General features: G+C 45.0%; 15 protein-coding genes. 6 read left to right on the forward strand and 9 right to left on the reverse strand.

Going from position 1 to position 18,087, the window contains the following annotated elements; all coding sequences use genetic code 11:
- Positions 1-220: 220 nt before the first annotated feature.
- Positions 221-1,111 (reverse strand): DMT family transporter, encoded by an 891-nt coding sequence (locus tag AOU00_RS02890; RefSeq protein WP_061829040.1) that lies wholly within the window; start codon positions 1,109-1,111, stop codon positions 221-223.
- A 302-nt stretch (positions 1,112-1,413) separates the two neighbouring features.
- Between AOU00_RS02890 and AOU00_RS02895 the strand changes: the two genes are divergently transcribed.
- The 4 genes from AOU00_RS02895 (at position 1,414) to AOU00_RS02910 (ending at position 5,698) form a co-directional block, all read left to right on the forward strand.
- Positions 1,414-1,815, forward strand: coding sequence for a YhjD family protein (locus AOU00_RS02895; RefSeq protein WP_069289864.1), 402 nt, complete (start codon positions 1,414-1,416; stop codon positions 1,813-1,815).
- Between the two features lie 217 nt (positions 1,816-2,032).
- Entirely contained in the window at positions 2,033-3,496 is a 1,464-nt protein-coding gene (locus tag AOU00_RS02900; protein ID WP_069289865.1) for a spore germination protein, read from the forward strand.
- Positions 3,489-4,580 carry a GerAB/ArcD/ProY family transporter gene (locus AOU00_RS02905; protein ID WP_069289866.1) on the forward strand — a complete coding sequence of 364 codons (1,092 nt, stop codon included), beginning with the start codon at positions 3,489-3,491 and terminating at the stop codon, positions 4,578-4,580. The genes AOU00_RS02900 and AOU00_RS02905 overlap by 8 nt, the downstream gene beginning before the upstream one ends.
- A complete protein-coding gene (locus AOU00_RS02910) occupies positions 4,577-5,698 on the forward strand; it encodes a Ger(x)C family spore germination protein (RefSeq protein WP_069289867.1) in 1,122 nt (373 codons plus the stop codon). Before AOU00_RS02905 ends, AOU00_RS02910 begins: the two co-directional genes overlap by 4 nt.
- A 14-nt stretch (positions 5,699-5,712) precedes the next feature.
- On the opposite strand, the gene AOU00_RS02915 is transcribed toward AOU00_RS02910, so the two are convergent.
- Positions 5,713-8,238 (reverse strand): transglycosylase domain-containing protein, encoded by a 2,526-nt coding sequence (locus AOU00_RS02915; RefSeq protein ID WP_069289868.1) that lies wholly within the window; start codon positions 8,236-8,238, stop codon positions 5,713-5,715.
- 216 nt (positions 8,239-8,454) lie between these two features.
- On the opposite strand from AOU00_RS02915, the gene AOU00_RS02920 reads away from it, so the two are divergent.
- The gene (locus AOU00_RS02920) at positions 8,455-9,723 is read left to right on the forward strand and encodes a DNA polymerase IV (RefSeq protein ID WP_069289869.1); all 1,269 of its coding nucleotides are present in this window, start codon (positions 8,455-8,457) and stop codon (positions 9,721-9,723) included.
- A 152-nt stretch (positions 9,724-9,875) separates the two neighbouring features.
- On the opposite strand, the gene AOU00_RS02925 is transcribed toward AOU00_RS02920, so the two are convergent.
- The 4 genes from AOU00_RS02925 to AOU00_RS02940 form a co-directional block, all read right to left on the reverse strand.
- Positions 9,876-10,163, reverse strand: coding sequence for a stage VI sporulation protein F (locus tag AOU00_RS02925; RefSeq protein ID WP_061829033.1), 288 nt, complete (start codon positions 10,161-10,163; stop codon positions 9,876-9,878).
- Positions 10,164-10,274: 111 nt separating this feature from the next.
- Positions 10,275-12,323, reverse strand: coding sequence for an ATP-dependent DNA helicase RecG (gene recG / locus AOU00_RS02930; protein ID WP_069289870.1), 2,049 nt, complete (start codon positions 12,321-12,323; stop codon positions 10,275-10,277).
- Between the two features lies 1 nt (position 12,324).
- The gene (locus tag AOU00_RS02935) at positions 12,325-13,194 is read right to left on the reverse strand and encodes a DegV family protein (protein ID WP_069289871.1); all 870 of its coding nucleotides are present in this window, start codon (positions 13,192-13,194) and stop codon (positions 12,325-12,327) included.
- Positions 13,195-13,243: 49 nt separating this feature from the next.
- Positions 13,244-15,028: a DAK2 domain-containing protein gene (locus AOU00_RS02940; protein WP_069289872.1), complete on the reverse strand. Its 1,785-nt coding sequence runs from the start codon at positions 15,026-15,028 to the stop codon at positions 13,244-13,246.
- A gap of 508 nt (positions 15,029-15,536) precedes the next feature.
- On the opposite strand from AOU00_RS02940, the gene rpmB reads away from it, so the two are divergent.
- Positions 15,537-15,725 carry a 50S ribosomal protein L28 gene (gene rpmB, locus AOU00_RS02945; protein ID WP_013310881.1) on the forward strand — a complete coding sequence of 63 codons (189 nt, stop codon included), beginning with the start codon at positions 15,537-15,539 and terminating at the stop codon, positions 15,723-15,725.
- 222 nt (positions 15,726-15,947) lie between these two features.
- Here rpmB and spoVM read toward each other — a convergent pair whose 3' ends face one another.
- The 3 genes from spoVM to rsgA form a co-directional block, all read right to left on the reverse strand.
- Entirely contained in the window at positions 15,948-16,028 is an 81-nt protein-coding gene (gene spoVM / locus AOU00_RS02950; RefSeq protein WP_010345573.1) for a stage V sporulation protein SpoVM, read from the reverse strand.
- Between the two features lie 390 nt (positions 16,029-16,418).
- Positions 16,419-17,087 (reverse strand): ribulose-phosphate 3-epimerase, encoded by a 669-nt coding sequence (rpe, locus tag AOU00_RS02955; RefSeq protein ID WP_061829029.1) that lies wholly within the window; start codon positions 17,085-17,087, stop codon positions 16,419-16,421.
- 4 nt (positions 17,088-17,091) lie between these two features.
- Complete coding sequence (gene rsgA / locus AOU00_RS02960; protein WP_069289873.1) at positions 17,092-18,009, reverse strand: ribosome small subunit-dependent GTPase A; 918 nt, start codon at positions 18,007-18,009, stop codon at positions 17,092-17,094.
- Positions 18,010-18,087 lie beyond the last annotated feature (78 nt).

Here is an 18,087-nt window from a genome sequence, read left to right on the forward strand (position 1 = left end):
TTTGTGGAATAAAACTCCGACATTTCTGTGGTGCATATAATTCTATAATTTATTATACCACACCTTGTCACCTGCTAAACAGCTTGCTTTTTTGCTGCACCATATTTTATTTTATGTGTGAGCATGCTTTATTGTATGTGCGAATTAACGTATTATACCGAAGGTTTGGCGAATGTACATTTAATATAGCCCAAAGCGTATTTTATTTCTGTTTAGATTATTATCCACTTAATTTGGCGGTTCTACGCTGGTTGGCCATAAACACCCCTCCAAGTATAAGGACCAGCCCGGTCAGAACGTTCCAGCCAATATGTTCATTCAGGAGCAAAAAGCCCCATACGATGGCACTTACTGGTACAAAATACGTCACCGAAGAAGCAAATTCCGCACTCCCCCGCAAAATCATGTAGTTGAACAAAATATATGCTACTCCTGATCCTAAAACTCCCAGCCCTATAAGGGAACCCAATACACCTGGATCAGAAACAATCGACAAATCAGGTCTCTCCACAATTGCCATCATAATACCACCCCCTACCGCCGCACCAAACAGTGTCGCAAAGGTAGCCTGATACATGGAAAGATTGGAGAGAAAACGTTTGGAGAGCTGTGTTCCAAATCCATAGCAGAGAGTCGCAAGCAGCATACACCCAAAACCCACAGGATCAACAGAAATAATAGATGCAGGATTAATACCCAATAAAATAATAATTCCTACAAAAGCGAGCCCCATTCCTAACCACTGCATCCGATGAAAAATAGCCCCGAAAAAAACAAGCCCCACCAACATGGTCCATATTGGCGTGGTGGCATTCAATACAGAAGCCATACTGCTAGCTATTTTGGTCTCGCTAAAACCGATCAATGTCCATGGCAAAACCATGTTGACCAAAGCTACCAGAGTAACCGATTTCCACGGAATGCTTTTAATTTTAAACGGCCTGCGCATAAGTAGCATTAATAAGACGATAAAAATAAGTCCAAAGCTGGATCTAAGAAATACAATAGTCCACGGTCCTACTTGATGTAGCAACAACACCTTGATAAACATAAACGAACCGCCCCAAATGAGGCTCAACAATAATAAAGCTGCATATAACGAACGTGACAATATGTATACCTTCTTTCTCCACTTTCTTAAGTTAAATAGTAGAGGCTGACCGCAGTCAGAACGATCTCCTCTTTTATGTAAGTTTTTATCCATTAGCTTAACATAAACTCTGTTTGACTGTCATTGGCGATAAACTCAAGAATTCTTTACACAATGGTACATGGGTATCGCTCTCTACCACTTTTCCAATAATTGAGGATTGCTTTTGCCTTGGAAAAATCCCTATGATGAGGTATAAACAGAACATACGTTCTATATAATGATTATATATTGTATTCTTACTCGGAGTAAAGGAGATTTTTATGCCAAGCCAAAAGACACTGAACCACAAGAATAAAGCTCCTTTGCCTTCTGAAGAAGACGCAGGGCTAGTCAAGATCTGTGTACTTCTAACTCTTGTGCTGGATGTGCTGGAACGAGACATTCGTATTATACATACCTCCCCTCTAAAAATGCCTGATTTGTATGTTCGTAGCCTGACTGGAGTACAACAGCGTGTAGCTGTTCAATTAGCAGAGACAAAGGCGCGAATGAAAACACTAGGGGTTAAAATATACAGCGAAATCCGAAATCATGAAGGCGTAGAGGTTTTGTATATATGCCGCGGCTATCAAAGACGATTTTTCATGCTTTCATCCTTTGCCCGCAGCGAGGTCCGGCGGAAACTGGGACACTATCTAGGAATTGATCCGACGCAAGATTAAGCCCCCTTGTAATCTAGTCTCTAGTTCTTGCACGATTAAATTTCATTCCTTGCAAAATAACCAACCCATTTCCCATTTTCAACCTAAATTCTAGTATAAAACTATTGCATTACGCGAAGTGAAGGTGATTCAAGAATGGATAAGTCACCAGATCATGGATAAATTCAATCCATATGGCACACATTATGCCTATCTCATCCAAAAAAGGAGGGCTCTCTTGGCTGGACATGACGCAGCTTCCGTTGAATTAAACAGAAATGTTTCCTTTATTGAGCAAGCCCTTTTTTATACGGATGATTTAAAAAAACAGGCAATTTCCGTTGACGGCAAAGACGGTATGCTGCTCTATATTGATTCGCTCGTAGATCAGGAGATGATTCAAACTCATATCCTGAGTGCCTTATATGAGAAAATCGATGCAGTCTCTCATCAAATGTTCACCACCTTAAGCAGTCAAAAAGACACCGACCTTCAAAATGCTGCTGACTCACTTATTCAGGGATATTGCATTTTTATGATAAATGGGGCGGAAGAATTTTTTATCCTTTCTTCCGAAAAGACATATACTCGCAGTACGGACGAACCAGAAAACGAAGGGGTTATTCGCGGACCGCACAATGGATTCATTGAGCAGTTATCCATCAATCTGAATCTGATTCGCAAACAAATTGTCACACCGTCGCTGGTTGTACGCTACTTCTATGTGGGATCTAAAACCCGGACTAAAATCGCTATTGTCTATGTTCAAGACTTGGCTAATCCTGAGCTAGTGGAAGCAGTGAAAACGAGAATTAAAGCGATCTCCTCCGATATGGTGCTCCCCCCCGGTTTTATTCAAGAGTTTATTGAGGACAACCCTTTTTCCCTCTTCCCTCAACAGCTCAGCACGGAACGACCGGATCGTGTGACCGCCAATCTAATGGAGGGACGGATAGCGATTTTGGCTGAAGGTAGCCCTACTGCTCTAATAGCTCCCGTCTCTTTTTTTGCATTTTACCAAAGTCCAGATGATTATCACGGCCGTTGGATTATTAGTTCATTTCTAAGAACGATTCGAATGATGAGCTTTTTGATCGCTTTTACGCTGCCTGCTATTTACATTGCGACAATTGCTTTTCATCCAGCTATTTTGCCACTAGAGTTGGCGCATACCATTAAAAAATCACTGGAAAATGTTCCATTCCCAGCGATTGTGGAGGCTATGCTGCTTGAATTGATCTTTGAGGTGCTACGAGAAGCCGGGGTCCGTCTACCCAGTCGGGTTGGCCAAACTATTGGAATCGTTGGTGGTCTCGTCATCGGAGATGCTATCGTTCGGGCTGGTCTCGTGTCGTATACGATGATCATCGTCGTCTCGTTAACAGCCATTTCTTCTTTTTTAGTGCCTTCTCATGAAATGAGCTCAGCGGTTCGTATCCTTCGTTTTCCGATGATGATTGCTGCAGCCTTGTTTGGATACATTGGCATTGCTTTCGGTTTGCTTTTTCTTACTATCCACCTTTGCAAGCTGGAGACCTTTGGTACGCCCTACTTTGCTCCTCTTGCACCATTCCGGCTCGGTGATATGAAAGATGTTTTTATCCGCTTTCCAATTTGGACATTTCATCAGCGACCATATGATTCTCAAGCCCAAAAATTGAAGCAGCAGAACGACTCTAGGAGCTGGAAACGACGTGAATAAAGAAAGTACCATTGCATCGGGTCAACTTTTTTTTCTCATCATTAAGTTTGAGATTGGCGTAGACATTTTGTCACTTCCCTATCAGATGCACCTTTCAGCTAAAGGAGGGGGTTGGATATCTGTCATTATTGGCGGCCTTTTGATTCAACTCATTATTTTGATGTGCTGGCTTCTGCTAAGACGTTTTCCCTCCTCTTCGATTTATCAAATATTAACCCAAATTACTGGTTGCTGGATTGGAAAAGCATTGACTGTGGCTTACATCGCTTACTATCTGCTTATGGGTACCTCCGTTCTTGTGAACGCATACGACGTCATCAATCGCTGGATGCTGCAATATACTCCCCGTTGGGCTATACTTGCACTGTTTTTGTTCAGTAGCATATATCTGGTTCGCGAAAATTTAAGAACAATTGCTCGAGTGCTTGTTTTAATTTCATTTCTGATTTTTCCCATGATGCTGTTAATTAGCTATGGTATAAAGCAGTCCAACCCGCTTTATCTGCTACCTCTGACTGAGGCGGGATGGCCCCGTATTATTGTCGGTTCAAAAGAAACGCTCCTAGCGATGTTTGGTTTTGAGTTCATTCTTGTCGTCTTTCCCATGGTTGAGGGCAAAAGTATAGGCAAGCTCAAGTCAATTTTGGCAGCTAACGCGATCGTGGTACTATTGTATTGTTTTACTGTATTTACCTGTACAACCGCATTCAGCCCCCAACAGCTTGAATTAATGCCGGAGCCAGTCATTTATTTGCTCAGATCCATTCCACTGGGAACGATGGATCGGGTCGATTTTATTTTTCTGCCGATTTGGCTCATTTCGATCTTTGGTGCTATAAGTGGTTATTATTATGCGGCGTCTTACGGAATAAGCTATCTATTCAAGCAAAAGAGTCACAAAAAGGCGGTTCCCTTTGTTGTGCTCGCCTCATGTTGTATTGCCTATTTGCCTCAACGAAGAGAAGATTTCGAGCTTATTGGTTCCATAGCTAATAACTCTGCTTATCTTTTCCTAATTGTGTTCCCTTTTCTGCTGCTGATCCTATCGTATCTCTTCAAAAAAAAGGAGGGACCTGAAACATGAAAAAAAAGAGCAGAGCGCTTGGAATGCTAACTCTACTCATTTTTATAACAGGCTGCTGGGATCAGGACAATTTGAAGGATGCCCGATTGGCAAATGCATCGGCTTATGATCTCACTCCTGAAGGCATGTTGCTGCAAACGCTAGAGGTTGTAGACGATTCTCAAAGCAATCAAGGTAAAAGCACCAATGAAATTCACTCAGGCACCGGTCATTCCGTTCGGCAAAGCACAGACAAAATCCGGGCTAAAGTAACCGGGGATATCCGCTTTTTCAAATACGGAGTTATTCTGTATGGTACAAGCTTGGCCCGAAAAGATCTATATCCCTATCTGGATGTGCTGTATCGTGAGCCTGACCATCCGACTTCCCATGTCAAGGTAGCTATTGTAGATGGATTAGCTGGAGAAATAATAGATCAAAAAGGCATAGGTAACCTCTTAATTGGCGAATTTATAACCAAAAAAATCAGAAGCCTTGAGGAAATGTGTATGTTCCCGGAAATGACACTGGAGACATTGCTCCCCCCAATGCTTGATCCGGGTCAAGATTTTGTGCTTCCCTATCTTTCCAAAGAAGGAGAAGATATTGCAGCACGTGGAATTGCCTTATTTCACGGACAAAAATTCACAGGAAGCCTAAGTAATGAGCAAGGTGTTTTATATGTCCTGATGACTGGAAAGTGGAAAAATACAGCTCGCTTTGTAAAAAGGATACATCCAGGATCTGTCGGTGATGTGCAAAACTTTATTACGTATCAGGCTAACATTCAGAATGTCAAACGTAGCCTTAAAGTGAAAGTTCAGCGCGATGGACAAATTGATGTGGAGCTTAACCTGAAATTGCCTGTCGATATTGTTGAATATGCACGTAATCATCTTCAAGATAAAGCTAACGTACGGCGTCTAAACCGTCAACTTTCCGAAATCATGACCCAGGATGCGGAACAAATTATCCGTACACTTCAGGAAAATGGATGTGATGCCTTTGGCGTAGGCAGACAGTTGATCGCTCATCATCCAGCAGTATGGAAAAGTGTAGATTGGAATAAAGAATATCCCAATGTCCGTTTTCATCCGCAGGTCACTGTAGACATTGTCGGGAACGGCATTTTAAACTAAGCCGTTCCTGTCGTTTAGTTTTTGGGTTGATCAGATATTATTTCTGGATAAATAACTTCATCAGATTGGGTTTTGGGAGTCTCACTCTGGCTTTCCGATTCAGAAGGAGTCCCCTGTTCGTTTTCAACAAAAGGTTGCGAAGTATCTGTTGATGGCACATCGTTATTCTCATCAGGCATTTCTATCTCTGTGTCTGCGTCAGGAACAGCAGAATCCGTTTCCTCTGGTGGAATTTTCTCTTGATCTATTGCAGGTACCTCAACCTCTGGGACTTCTTTTTCCTTGATATCTGGTTTGGACGGGACCACTGGTCTAGCAGAACGCGGAAGCCGTTCTCTTCCAACTTCAGTAGGCACATACTTTTGATTAAACCAGTCAGTCACAAGTTGACCCGATTGACGGGAATAACGCCCTGGCAGCTTACCTGTAAGGCTAGAAACCGTAACTCTTACAACACCTTCCGGCCGTATAAAGTGCTTATTCTTAAAAAGTTCAGGCTGGTCCTTGACCGCCTCATTCATGATCAGTGCCCACACTGACTGTGCTCTGGAATGGCCTTCTTGAGATAATGTATTAACCTGTTGGCGGTAACCAGCCCAGACGCCTAGTGTAACGTCAGGTGTGTACCCCATAAACCACACATCACCAAAGTTTTGTGTTGTACCGGTTTTACCGGCGATATCAATGGCACCGTAGCTTTTAAAAGCATTTTGCAGGCGTTTACCAGTTCCCCTCGGATCTGATATAACAGTTTTAAGCATATCCGTCATCAAAAATGCGGTTTGCTGCGAATATACACGCTTCGTCTGCGGTTTAAATTCATATATGATCTTCCCGTTAGCATCCGTAATTTTGCTAATCAGATGAGGTGCATTATATACACCCATATTGGGAATCGTTCCATATGCTGCGGTCAGTTCCTCGACGGATACCCCTTTGCTTAGTCCACCTAGAACCCCTGTCTGAGCATGTTCATCCTGCGGCTGAATCGTCGTAATTCCAAGAGAACGCACAAAATTCCAAGCGTTTGGAATTTTAACTTCATATAAGAACAGCCTCAGTGCAGGGATATTGATTGACCGATTGAGTGCCTCACGGGCTGTCATAAGCCCCTCGTACCGTCTGTTATAATTTTTAGGAATATGATAACCTTTACGCCCGTCTTTCAATATGATTTGTGAATCATCAATAAGACCGGCTGGCTGAGTGTAGCCCTTTTCCAAAGCAGGTAAATAAGCAGCAATAGGCTTCATGGCAGAACCGGGCTGACGTGTCATTTGAGTTGCATAGTTCATTTGCTCGGTATTAAAATCCCTGCCCTCGATCATACCGAGTATAGCCCCTGTCTTATGATCAATCATGATTGCTGCAATCTGCTCTAATCCCTTCTTCTTACTGTATGGAGAAAAGTTTTGTGGATTGGCTGCAATCTGCCGCATATTGTTATAAATTTTCTTATTTATCGTTGTATAAATTCGATATCCGGACCGTTGCAACTCTTCTCGCGTATTTTGAAGAAGCTCGGCATGCTCAGGCTTGGAAATCTCGGCTGCTGTGATATCGGGATTTTGTTGGAGCGCTAACAATTGGGCGGCTTCCCGCTCTGTCTCCAGCATCAAATAAGGGAATGTGTTATAGCTTTTTTCGCGATGTGGCGCAAGAGTGGCTTTCACATCAAATTGAAGCGCCTCGTTATATTCGGATAGCGTAAGTTTACCTGTTGCCAGCATTCTTCCCAACACGACACGCTGGCGCTCCATCGCTTTATTGAAGCCTTCTTCATCAAAGTTCCCTTTACCATCAAAAGCGGAATAAACAGATGGCAGTTGGGGAAGACCTGCCAAATAAGCCGCCTGAGCAATATGAAGCTTATGTAGATCACTTACATTGAAAATCCCTAAAGAAGCAGACTTGATTCCATATAAATTGTAACCAGCGGAACCATTACCAAAGGGCATTTTGTTTAAGTAAGCCGTTAATATTTTATCCTTACCCATAAAACGCTCCATACGCAGTGCCAGCAGCATTTCCTTCACCTTGCGGCTGTCCGTCTTATCCAGACTGAGAAAAACCCTTCGCGCTACCTGCTGCGTCAGTGTGCTGCCGCCTGTTTGGCGGTTTTCATTCAAAAGCTTCTGCTTAACAGCACGAGCTGTTCCCTTTAAATCCACACCACGATGCTCATAAAATTGGCTGTCTTCCGTTGAAATGAGGGCGTCCACAATAGACTGAGGGACATCCTTCAGATCAACGAGCTGTCGATCCTCCTCCATGCGCATTCTTCCAACCGGAGTTACCTGATCATTAAAAAATACAAAGCTGGTCAGAGCGTTCTCATTTACCTTTTCATATATCAACTGACGTGATCGTACAGGTTCATCATGAACCAGTGCCGCTACATAACCGGATATAAGACCTCCAGCAAATAGCACTCCAAGTACACCCGCAAACGAGAACCACTTGATATTAATCAGCAAAACTCTGCCAAAAATACGCCACCTACTGCGTTTTTGAGATGATGGTCGACGTTTTGGGTTCATAAAAATGGTTTTCTCCCCTCAATATTCATTCATTTCCACTTGTTTTTGCTCAAGATATTATGATACGCCATGTTAGGTTTTCCGTAAACTGTAACGTTCCAAAAAATACATTTGCACTAGGAACATTTGTTCTGTATATAATACTACTATAAGAGTATACATTCAAGAATATTTTGGAAGGATAATCCACACATTTCAGGAGAGGAGGTCGGATTTTTGAAGGAACACAGAAATAGAACCATATTCTTATCGGACTGCCAAAGTTTTTATACTAGCATCGAAAAAGCAGATGATCCCAAATACCAACATAAGCCACTCGTTGTGGCCGGTGACCCTGCACTTCGTTCAGGCATTATTTTAGCTGCGTGTCCGCTGGCCAAAAAATACGGTATATCTACAGCAGAACGTCTGGGAGAAGCGGTGAAAAAATGTCCTGACCTTATCATTGTACGTCCGCGTATGCAGCATTATATCGATGTCTCATTAAAAATAACAGAAATTTATAATGAATATACGGATTTGGTTGAGGTTTTCAGCATTGATGAACAGTTTCTGGATATGAGCGGAAGCCTCTCCCTGTTCGGGGATCCGGTGAGTATTGCAAGTGAAATTCAGCAAAAGGTACTGGCACAAACAGGAGTATGGATTCGAATTGGTATCGGCTCCAACAAAATGCTCGCTAAAACCGCAACAGATATATGGGCTAAAAAAAATGACAGTGGCATTTTCTTGTTGTCTACATCCGATATTGCAGCGTTGCTATGGCCTCAGCCAGTACGTCTTATGTTCGGCATCGGTTCACGAATGGAACGGCATTTGGAGAAGCTTGGACTACACACCATTGGAGATATCGCACGTACTCCCTTACCTCGGCTACAGGACAAATTCCGGTCTCATTTCGGTAAGCAGTCCGATATTCAGGCAGAGGTAATATGGCGAACTGCTAACGGGATCGATCACAGCCCGGTCAAGCCGGAAACATTTAATACACCTCCCAAATCCATCGGTCATATGATGACTCTTCCTCGAGACTATCTCCAGCCTGCGGAAGTGGAAACCATCCTGCTTGAACTAACAGAGGAGGTGTGTCGGGACGCCCGCCGCAAAGGATATATGGGCTCGGTTGTGACTGTTCATTGTATATGCAGTCCCTACGAGGCACCAACCGGATTCTCCCGACAAATGAAGATACCCGATCCTACAAACCATACCCAAAAGGTATATGAAACCGTTAAAAAAATCTTTTATACTTTTTGGAATCATATGCCTGTGAAGCGCGCAGGAGTTACTTTAAGCGGATTGGTGGATGATCAACTGTATCAACTGGATTTTTTTGAGGATCAGGAGCGATCCCGTGCTTTGGAAAAGGTGACGGACACTTTAAAGGATCGGTACGGTCAGTCCATCATCATGCGCGCGTCGTCGTTAACAGATGCCGGGCAGGCCATGGAACGGTCTATCAAAATTGGCGGTCATTACAAATAAAAAATCTCATGATAAGCTCACATTAGCTATTGCCCGGGGAATGAACTAATTAAAACAAACCAAAAAGGATCGCCTGATATAGGCAATCCTTTTTTTATCTGTGCTTCACAAAAAACATGGAGAGCGCTTCGAAGCACCTCTTCAAATAGCAATCAACGGAACATTCCCCACAGCTTGATTAGATGGAATGTATTGGACGGATCAATTTTTTGTGCCAATACGAAGGCGGTCAATTGCTCCTCCTGCGCAGCCGTCAAACGCTCGTTTAAAATAGCAGAAGTGGTCTTCACAAGATGACGCACCTTAGCTTTATTTTGCAGGTCCGCTTTAGTCACACCTTCGATCTGCTGCTTAACCCGATCCTTGAGCGCACGATTTTTCATTTTCAACTTAATCCGCTCCACCAGTTGCGGACTGATTCCATATTGCTGATAGCTCAATGTTGCCACACCTCCCATATCATTCGGTCATTCCCAAATATATGACGGTCAGCCTGTCCATTGTGCCTATCTGTTTAAAACGTTTAGAACAACCTCCTGATTCATGGTGGATTAGTCGATGAGATCACCTTGGAAAATCTGCTCTTTTTGCAAATAACCGCGCAGTGCTTCATACTGCGGAGATGTCCAAAAGGACGCATCCTTGATCAGATCAGTTGCATCCTCACGCGCCTTTTCCAGCACCTCAAAATCCGCTACCATATCTGCTAAACGAAACTCGGGTAGCCCACTCTGCTTGGTGCCAAAAAAGTCACCTGGCCCTCTCAAATCCAGATCGCGTCTAGCCACCTCAAAACCATCGTCCGTATCGGTCATAACCTTCATCCGCTCCTGACCAACCTCCGACTTAGGATCAGCGATCAGTACACAATACGAGGCATGGGCTCCCCGTCCGACACGTCCACGTAATTGATGTAACTGGGACAGCCCAAAACGATCCGCATCCATAATGATCATTAGCGTCGCATTGGGGACGTCTACCCCCACCTCCACAACCGTCGTTGAAACGAGTAACTGAACCTCATTCGCATAGAAAGAACGCATAACTTCTTCCTTTTCTGCGGGAGTCATCCGTCCATGTAATAGCCCAACGCGGTAATGTGGAAAAGCCTGTTGCATTTGAATATGCAAATCAATGGCATTCTGTACGTCCAGCTTCTCTGACTCTTCAATCAACGGGCAAATCAGATAAGCCTGTCGTCCCTGATCTACCTCGCGGGAAATAAAACCAAGTACCCGATCCATCAGTTCGTGCTTCACCCAATAGGTGGAAATTGGAATACGCCCTTTCGGCCGCTCTGACAACGTAGAAACATCCATATCGCCAAACGCAGTGATGGCCAGCGTACGAGGGATCGGTGTGGCCGTCATCGTCAGCACATCGGGATTATAGCCTTTGCGACGCAGTACACTACGCTGGTTCACTCCGAATCTATGCTGCTCATCCGTTACAACAAGCCCAAGCTGGCGAAAATATACATCTTCCTGAATGAGAGCATGGGTGCCTACTACAATGTCCAGCAGACCCATTTGGAGAGCAGCTAGCAGCTCCTTACGCTTCTTCCCGGTTGTACTCCCAGTCAGTAGGCCCACACTGATTCCAAAGGGCTCAAACAGCTTGTGAAGCGACCGCATATGCTGCTCGGCCAATATTTCGGTTGGCACCATCAGCGCTCCCTGAAAACCCGAACGTACTGTGGCAAATAAACCGATGGCAGCAACAACTGTTTTACCTGACCCAACATCTCCCTGAAGCAAACGGTTCATACAATAAGGTGAGCGTAGATCGTGCAGTATTTCAAGCTCTACCTTCTTCTGTGCATCCGTTAATTCAAAAGGCAAAGCCCTTACAAATTCACGAATCGTGGCGTTATCCACCGTATGTACCACCCCGTCCGCTCGACCACGATTTAGCGCCCGGAATGCCTGCATTTTCAGTTGAAATAAAAATAGCTCCTCATACACCATCCGCCGACGAGCCTCTTGCCCCTCGCGGTTGTCCTGAGGCTGGTGTATACCCGCGATAGCCTGCTTGCGCGGCATCATACTATATTTGCGTACAAGCAACTCAGGCAATATTTCGGGGATCATTTCGCCAAACTGCTGGAGCGTCTGATTCATCGTTTTTCGCATCCAGCTTTGCGTAATCTTGCCGCCTATAGAGTACACCGGTTGAAGCGTCCCCGAGCGGGCTACTCCTTTATCAGGAAACTCAGAATCTGCAACAGTCATCTGCATACGTTTGAGATCCCATTTACCAGTCACCACAATTTCACGACCTGAGGTTAGCTGCTCCTTCATGAAATGCCGATTAAACCATGTCGCGGTAAACATCCAATCCTCGGCCATCAATTTACAAGTCAACCTTGATTTGCGCCCGTAACGCTGAAGCACCGGAATGCCCATAATTTTGGCCTGTACCGTAATCTTATCTCCGTCCTTCACTTCGCTTAGCGAGCGCAGTCGGTAATCTTCATACCGAAACGGATAATATTCCAGCATGTCCTGTATGTTAGAAATGCCAAAAGCGTGAAGCTCTCCCTCTTTGAGAGCACTCACGCCATGTATTTGTTTTAAAGGTATTTGATCCAATTGCAGCATATTACCTCTCATCTCCGGCCGGCCATACAAAAATGCCAATCGTTCCTGGCCCTACATGGGTCCCAATCACAGCGCCAAGTTCAGTATATATTCGATCCCCCAGCTCAAAATGCTCTGCCAGCTGAGCCACGAACGCTTCTGCCGCTGAGCGATCTGCCGTATGACCCACAGCAATATTAATTTTTTGGCCTTTTAAATCCCGCTCCAGTAGTTCAATAATTCGTGCTGTCGCTTTTTTATGCCCTCTCGCCTTATCAACCGAATAAATAATGCCTTCTTTGTCAATCGAAAGAATCGGCTTAATGTTAAGCAACGTACCAACCATTGCCGCTGCCTTGCCAATACGTCCGCCTTTTTTTAAGTATTCCAGGGTATCCACCAGGAAATATAAACAACGGCGCTCCCCACGACGTTCCACAGCCCGAACAATATCAGTCGGGGAGTGTCCGGCAGCCGCCAGCTCTGCCGCATAAACCACTAGCATGCCGTATCCGTATGAAGCTGATTTGGAATCCACCACAGTCACTCTATGTTCATGCTTCTCCAGCATGGATTTGCCCAGCAGAGCAGACTGATACGTTCCGCTCACACCCGAGGATAAATGGATAGAGATAACCTGGCTCTCGGGGTATTGCTCTAACAGCGTCGTGTATGTCTCCAAAAAACGGGCTGGTGAAGGCTGTGACGTCGTAGGCAGCTCATCAGCCCGTACTAGTTCGCTGTAAAACTGCGACGCTGACATCTCAATGCCGTCCAGGTAAGCTGTGCTGCCGAACATCACTGTCAAGGGTACAACAACTATACCGAGACGGTCTGCTAATTCTTGTGGAATATCAGCCGTGCTATCCGTCAAAATGATGGTACTGCTCATCAGTCAGACCTCCTTTTGTTGTGGACTTCCATGGGCGTGCTAAAGCACATCAGGTTTCCACTGAGAACAAATAAGGATAAATCGGCTGACCACCTTCATGAACTTCCACTTCAGCATCCGCATAATTTTCTTCAAGCCATGCAACAAGCTGATCTGTGTCCTCTTGATTTGCGTCTGAACCTGTGAGAATCGTAACAATTTCATCGCCATTCACCAGCATTTTCGCTAGCAAAAGACGGGACGTTGCCATTAAGTGTTCCTCGGTCGCTACAATTTTGGAATCCTGAATACCGATGTAGTGCCCGGCTGTAATATGCAGGTCATCAAGTGTCGTATCCCGTACCGCGTAGGTCACTTGCCCAGACTTCACCCGGGTGACTGCGTCACGCATATTGTCCTGATTTACCTCAAAAGCCTCTTCCTCCTGGAAGGAAAATGCTGCCGCAATGCCCTGAGGAATTGTTTTGCTCGGAATAACCGATACCATACGTTCCATCTCTAGCAGTTCACGCGCTTGTTCTGCCGCCAAAATAATATTGGAATTATTCGGAAGAATAAAAATATGTTGAGCCGCAATCGAGCGCGCCGCATTAACGAAGTCCTCTGTGCTTGGATTCATTGTCTGGCCGCCAGAAAGGACAACATCGACGCCTAAACTTCTGAAAATATCAGCAATTCCTTCACCGGAAGCCACAGCTATAAAACCAAAGGATGCCAGTTCATGAGCGGGGGGCTCAGACGGCTCTTCCTCACGTGCAGGCTCTGTTGGTATTTCAGCAAACCACTCAGGCTCAGGAGCAACATCCATACCCGCAGACAACAAATCACGATGCTGCTCGCGCATATTTAAAATACGAATCTGTGTAATTTCTCCGTAACGCAGTGCCAAATTCAGCACTTCACCAGGAGCCTTAGAATGCACGTGAACCTTGATGACATCATCGTCTGAAATTACGATAATAGAATCACCATCTACGGATAACGCTTTCCGGAAGGCTTCCTCATCAAAATCGGTACCTTGCGCATCGCCCAATTGTCGATTAATAAAAAACTCCATATCATACAAAAATTCAATATTATCCGTTTCGAGCTTCGCTTGCGCAGAAATCGGCGCATCTGGGGAAGGAACAACTGCAGTAGCAGTAGGTCTCTCCGATACGTGAGGAGCAAAAACCGGGCGTACATTATCACTTTTTGCAATTGGAGACGTCACCAAGCCGCTTCCAAGATGTTGCATAAAGCCTTCATAAATATACACAAGGCCTTGCCCACCCGAATCTACAACTCCTACTTGCTTCAGTACAGGGAGCATGTCCTGCGTCATGGCAAGCGTTTCCTTCGCTTTGGCAAGCACTTCTTCCATCAATTCCGTGATGTCGTTCGTCCGGCGCGAGAAAAATACAGCATGCTTGGCCGCTTCCTTCGCCACGGTAAGAATTGTACCCTCCACCGGCTTAACCACCGCCTTGTAGGCCGCATCCACCCCGCTCTGCAATGCCGATGCGAACTGAAGGGTATTCAATTCCTCGTATGGGGCAGCGTAACGGCTGAAGCCACGAAACAACTGAGACAGGATAACCCCTGAATTGCCGCGGGCTCCCATCAGCAAACCTTTGGATAATATGCCGGACATGACACCGATGGAGGAAGAATCCCCCCTCTTTAATTCCGTTACGCCCGCGCTCATCGTCAAATTCATGTTGGTTCCCGTATCACCGTCTGGCACCGGGAATACATTTAGTGAATTGACATGTTCCGCATGCTGCTGTAATTGTTCCGCCCCGGCTAAAACCATTGCGGTAAAATCTGTTCCATTCAAAGAACGATTACTCAAGAGAATTCCCCTTCCTAGCTTAATACACTTGTTTTACTATCAACCTTCACCACACCTTATCCAGCTGTGCCTACAGGTTCAATTAAATTATACTAAAGCCAGACGACGAATACGAATGTCACACTTTCATAAGCTCTTGTACTCACGTCTGGTCGCTCTTCTACAGGTCATATAAAATGAAAAACCAGTCAACTACCCAACATAAATCATCGGCTGGAATGATAACTATAGTCCCGCCTCTGAACCGCCGGCATGACTGGAATAAGAATTCACATTCCATTTAAATACAAAATAATCGCAGCAATAACTATCCCATATTGTACTATAATGCGAAAGAGAAATAAATAAAGTTTTTGAATCAGTTGACGGAGCTTTTTTGACTATGATATTATATTTAAGTATTGTTTTGTTCAGGTTAGTGACTTACAAAGTCCGGCTGACCCAGTCGGCCTGAAGAGAGACCCGTTCCATATGGAATTTGGTTATTTTCAGAATAGGAGGTGGAATCATGTCTCGTAAATGTTCTGTAACAGGCAAAAAGCCTGGCAGCGGTAACCACGTATCTCACGCTAACAACCGTAATCGCCGTACTTGGGGCGTCAACGTACAAAAAGTTCGCATTCTCGTTAACGGTAAACCGAAACGCGTTTATGTCAGCACTCGTGCATTGAAAGCCGGTAAAGTGACTCGCGTGTAGTCGTAAAAAATATCGTTATAAACAAAAGGCACCTCGTTTTAAACGGGTGCTTTTTTGGTTATTCGAAAAGTAATATCCATCTGGTTCAGGAAAACAAAATGTCAGGCACCTTCCCGTGCGTTCCAATCTTTTACTACCGAGCTACCTTCTGTTATGCCCGGGAAGCGTGCCCTGTGTACCTCTAGCTTTCATCCTACATCCTGTGTTTACATTACGTTGAATTCAGTTTTTCTGGAATGTATTCAAAATGGCTTTAACGAATCCACCCAGAAATTTTGGCAGCTTGATTGTGTAAAACTTCATGCCTCACCCTCCCCATCATCCTCCTGCATCCGTTCTCTGTAGTTTATGCAACCTATCAAGGGTTGTTGCCCCACAAAAAAAGGCTACATGAGAATCCCGCTCATGTAACCATATTTATGCACAACCATCCCAGGCTATACCATCAGACAAGTCCGCGAACATAGAGATATGCTGAGAGTATGAAAATAAACAGGATATAATAAAGTACGCTGCACACCACAAAACCTATTCGTAAACCACGCCGTTCATTTTTTCGAAAATAAAACAGGACAATTAGAACAGCCAAAAGTGAAAGAACGGCATTCCAAGGAGCCTTCACTAGCGAGAAACAGCTAAGGGTCAACCCCGTCGCCATGCTCGCTACAGTCATCCACAATGCTTCGGTCAGCTTCACTTGGACAAACGTGCTGCACTGTCCCGAATCGCAGCAATAGCCGCTGCGCGGTCTGCTCTGCCGAATACCGCACTACCAGCCACCAGCACGTCAGCCCCCGCTTCAAATACGGCTGGTGCCGTCTCCTCCGCAATACCTCCGTCTACCTCGATATGTACGTCTGGACGACCCAATTCGTTCAACCAAGCACGGATTTGTCTGATTTTATTTAACGTCTCTGGAATGAAGGACTGACCTCCAAAGCCAGGATTGACCGTCATTACCAGAATCATATCCACATTTGGCAGCACTTCCTTGATCGCATATGGTGAAGTACCTGGATTGAGAGCCACTCCAGCCAGAGCGCCTTGCTGCTTGATCAAGTGAAGGACACCATGCAAATGAACACAGGCCTCAGCATGAACAGTGATGATATCGGCTCCTGCTTTTACGAAATCGCCAATATAGCGTTCAGGATGCTCAATCATCAGATGAACATCCAAGGGAAGAGTCGTGTGCGGACGAATAGCCTGAACGATAGGTGGGCCCAGTGTAATATTGGATACAAAATGTCCATCCATTACGTCCACATGAATCCAGTCTGCCCCTCCTGCCTCAGCTTCCGCAACTTCACTGCCCAAGCGAGCAAAATCAGCGGATAAAATCGACGGTGCTATTTTTAACATATACTCAGTACCTCCGCTTTTTTTCTTTTAATTCCTGATAGAACTGCAAATAGCTATCATACCGTCCCTGTGAAATATGTCCTTCTTCCAGGGCCTCTCTTACTTTACAACCAGGCTCGTGAATATGGGTACAACCCCGAAATTTACATCCTTCCCCATACTGCTGGAATTCACGAAAACAGGGAGATAGCTCATCCACACCCAGCTCCAGAAAATCCAGCTGGCTAAACCCCGGTGTATCTGCTACAAATCCTCCGTTGTCTAGAGGAATCAGCTCCACATGACGAGTCGTATGTTTTCCTCGGCCCAGCTTATTGCTTATGGCGCTCGTCTCCAGCGTTAACCCAGGCTCTAGAGCATTAAGCATGGAAGACTTTCCTACACCTGACTGCCCGGAAAACACGCTGATTTGACCAGCCAATAGCTTCTTAAGCTCAGCCGTCCCTTCTCCAGTACGGGCACTGGTTACCAGCACCTCATAACCGATCTTCCGGTACATCTCCTGAACGGCCAGTACGGTGTCATCCTCTGAAGGGCTGCCTTCATACAAATCGCGCTTAGTCAGACAGATAATTGTATCCAACCCGGCGTGCTCAATATGGACTAAAAATTTGTCCAGTAAAGGCAAGTTTAAATCCGGCTCACGCAAGGAAAACAGCAGCACGGCAAGCGTGGTATTTGCTACCGGAGGACGTATTAGCTCCGTCGTACGCTTTCTAATCTCCTTGACCATACCTTCCCCGTTTTCAGTCAGTTCGTAAACGACCCTATCACCAACAAGAGGCGTAATCTCTTTTTTCTTAAAAATGCCGCGTGCTCTGCATTGTACCGTAGCTTCGCCAGATACCGGACGCCCATCCTGATCCAGGCTGGAGACATAATAATATCCGCTAAGCGCCTTGACGATCAGACCTTCAGGCATGTGTAAGATGTCCTCCTTCATAATGTTCAAGTTTCATTGCGTATAGCAGGTTGAGCATCTTCCTATTGCAAGTTTACT

It is taken from the genome of Paenibacillus polymyxa, assembly GCF_001719045.1.
Lineage (GTDB): Bacteria > Bacillota > Bacilli > Paenibacillales > Paenibacillaceae > Paenibacillus > Paenibacillus polymyxa_B.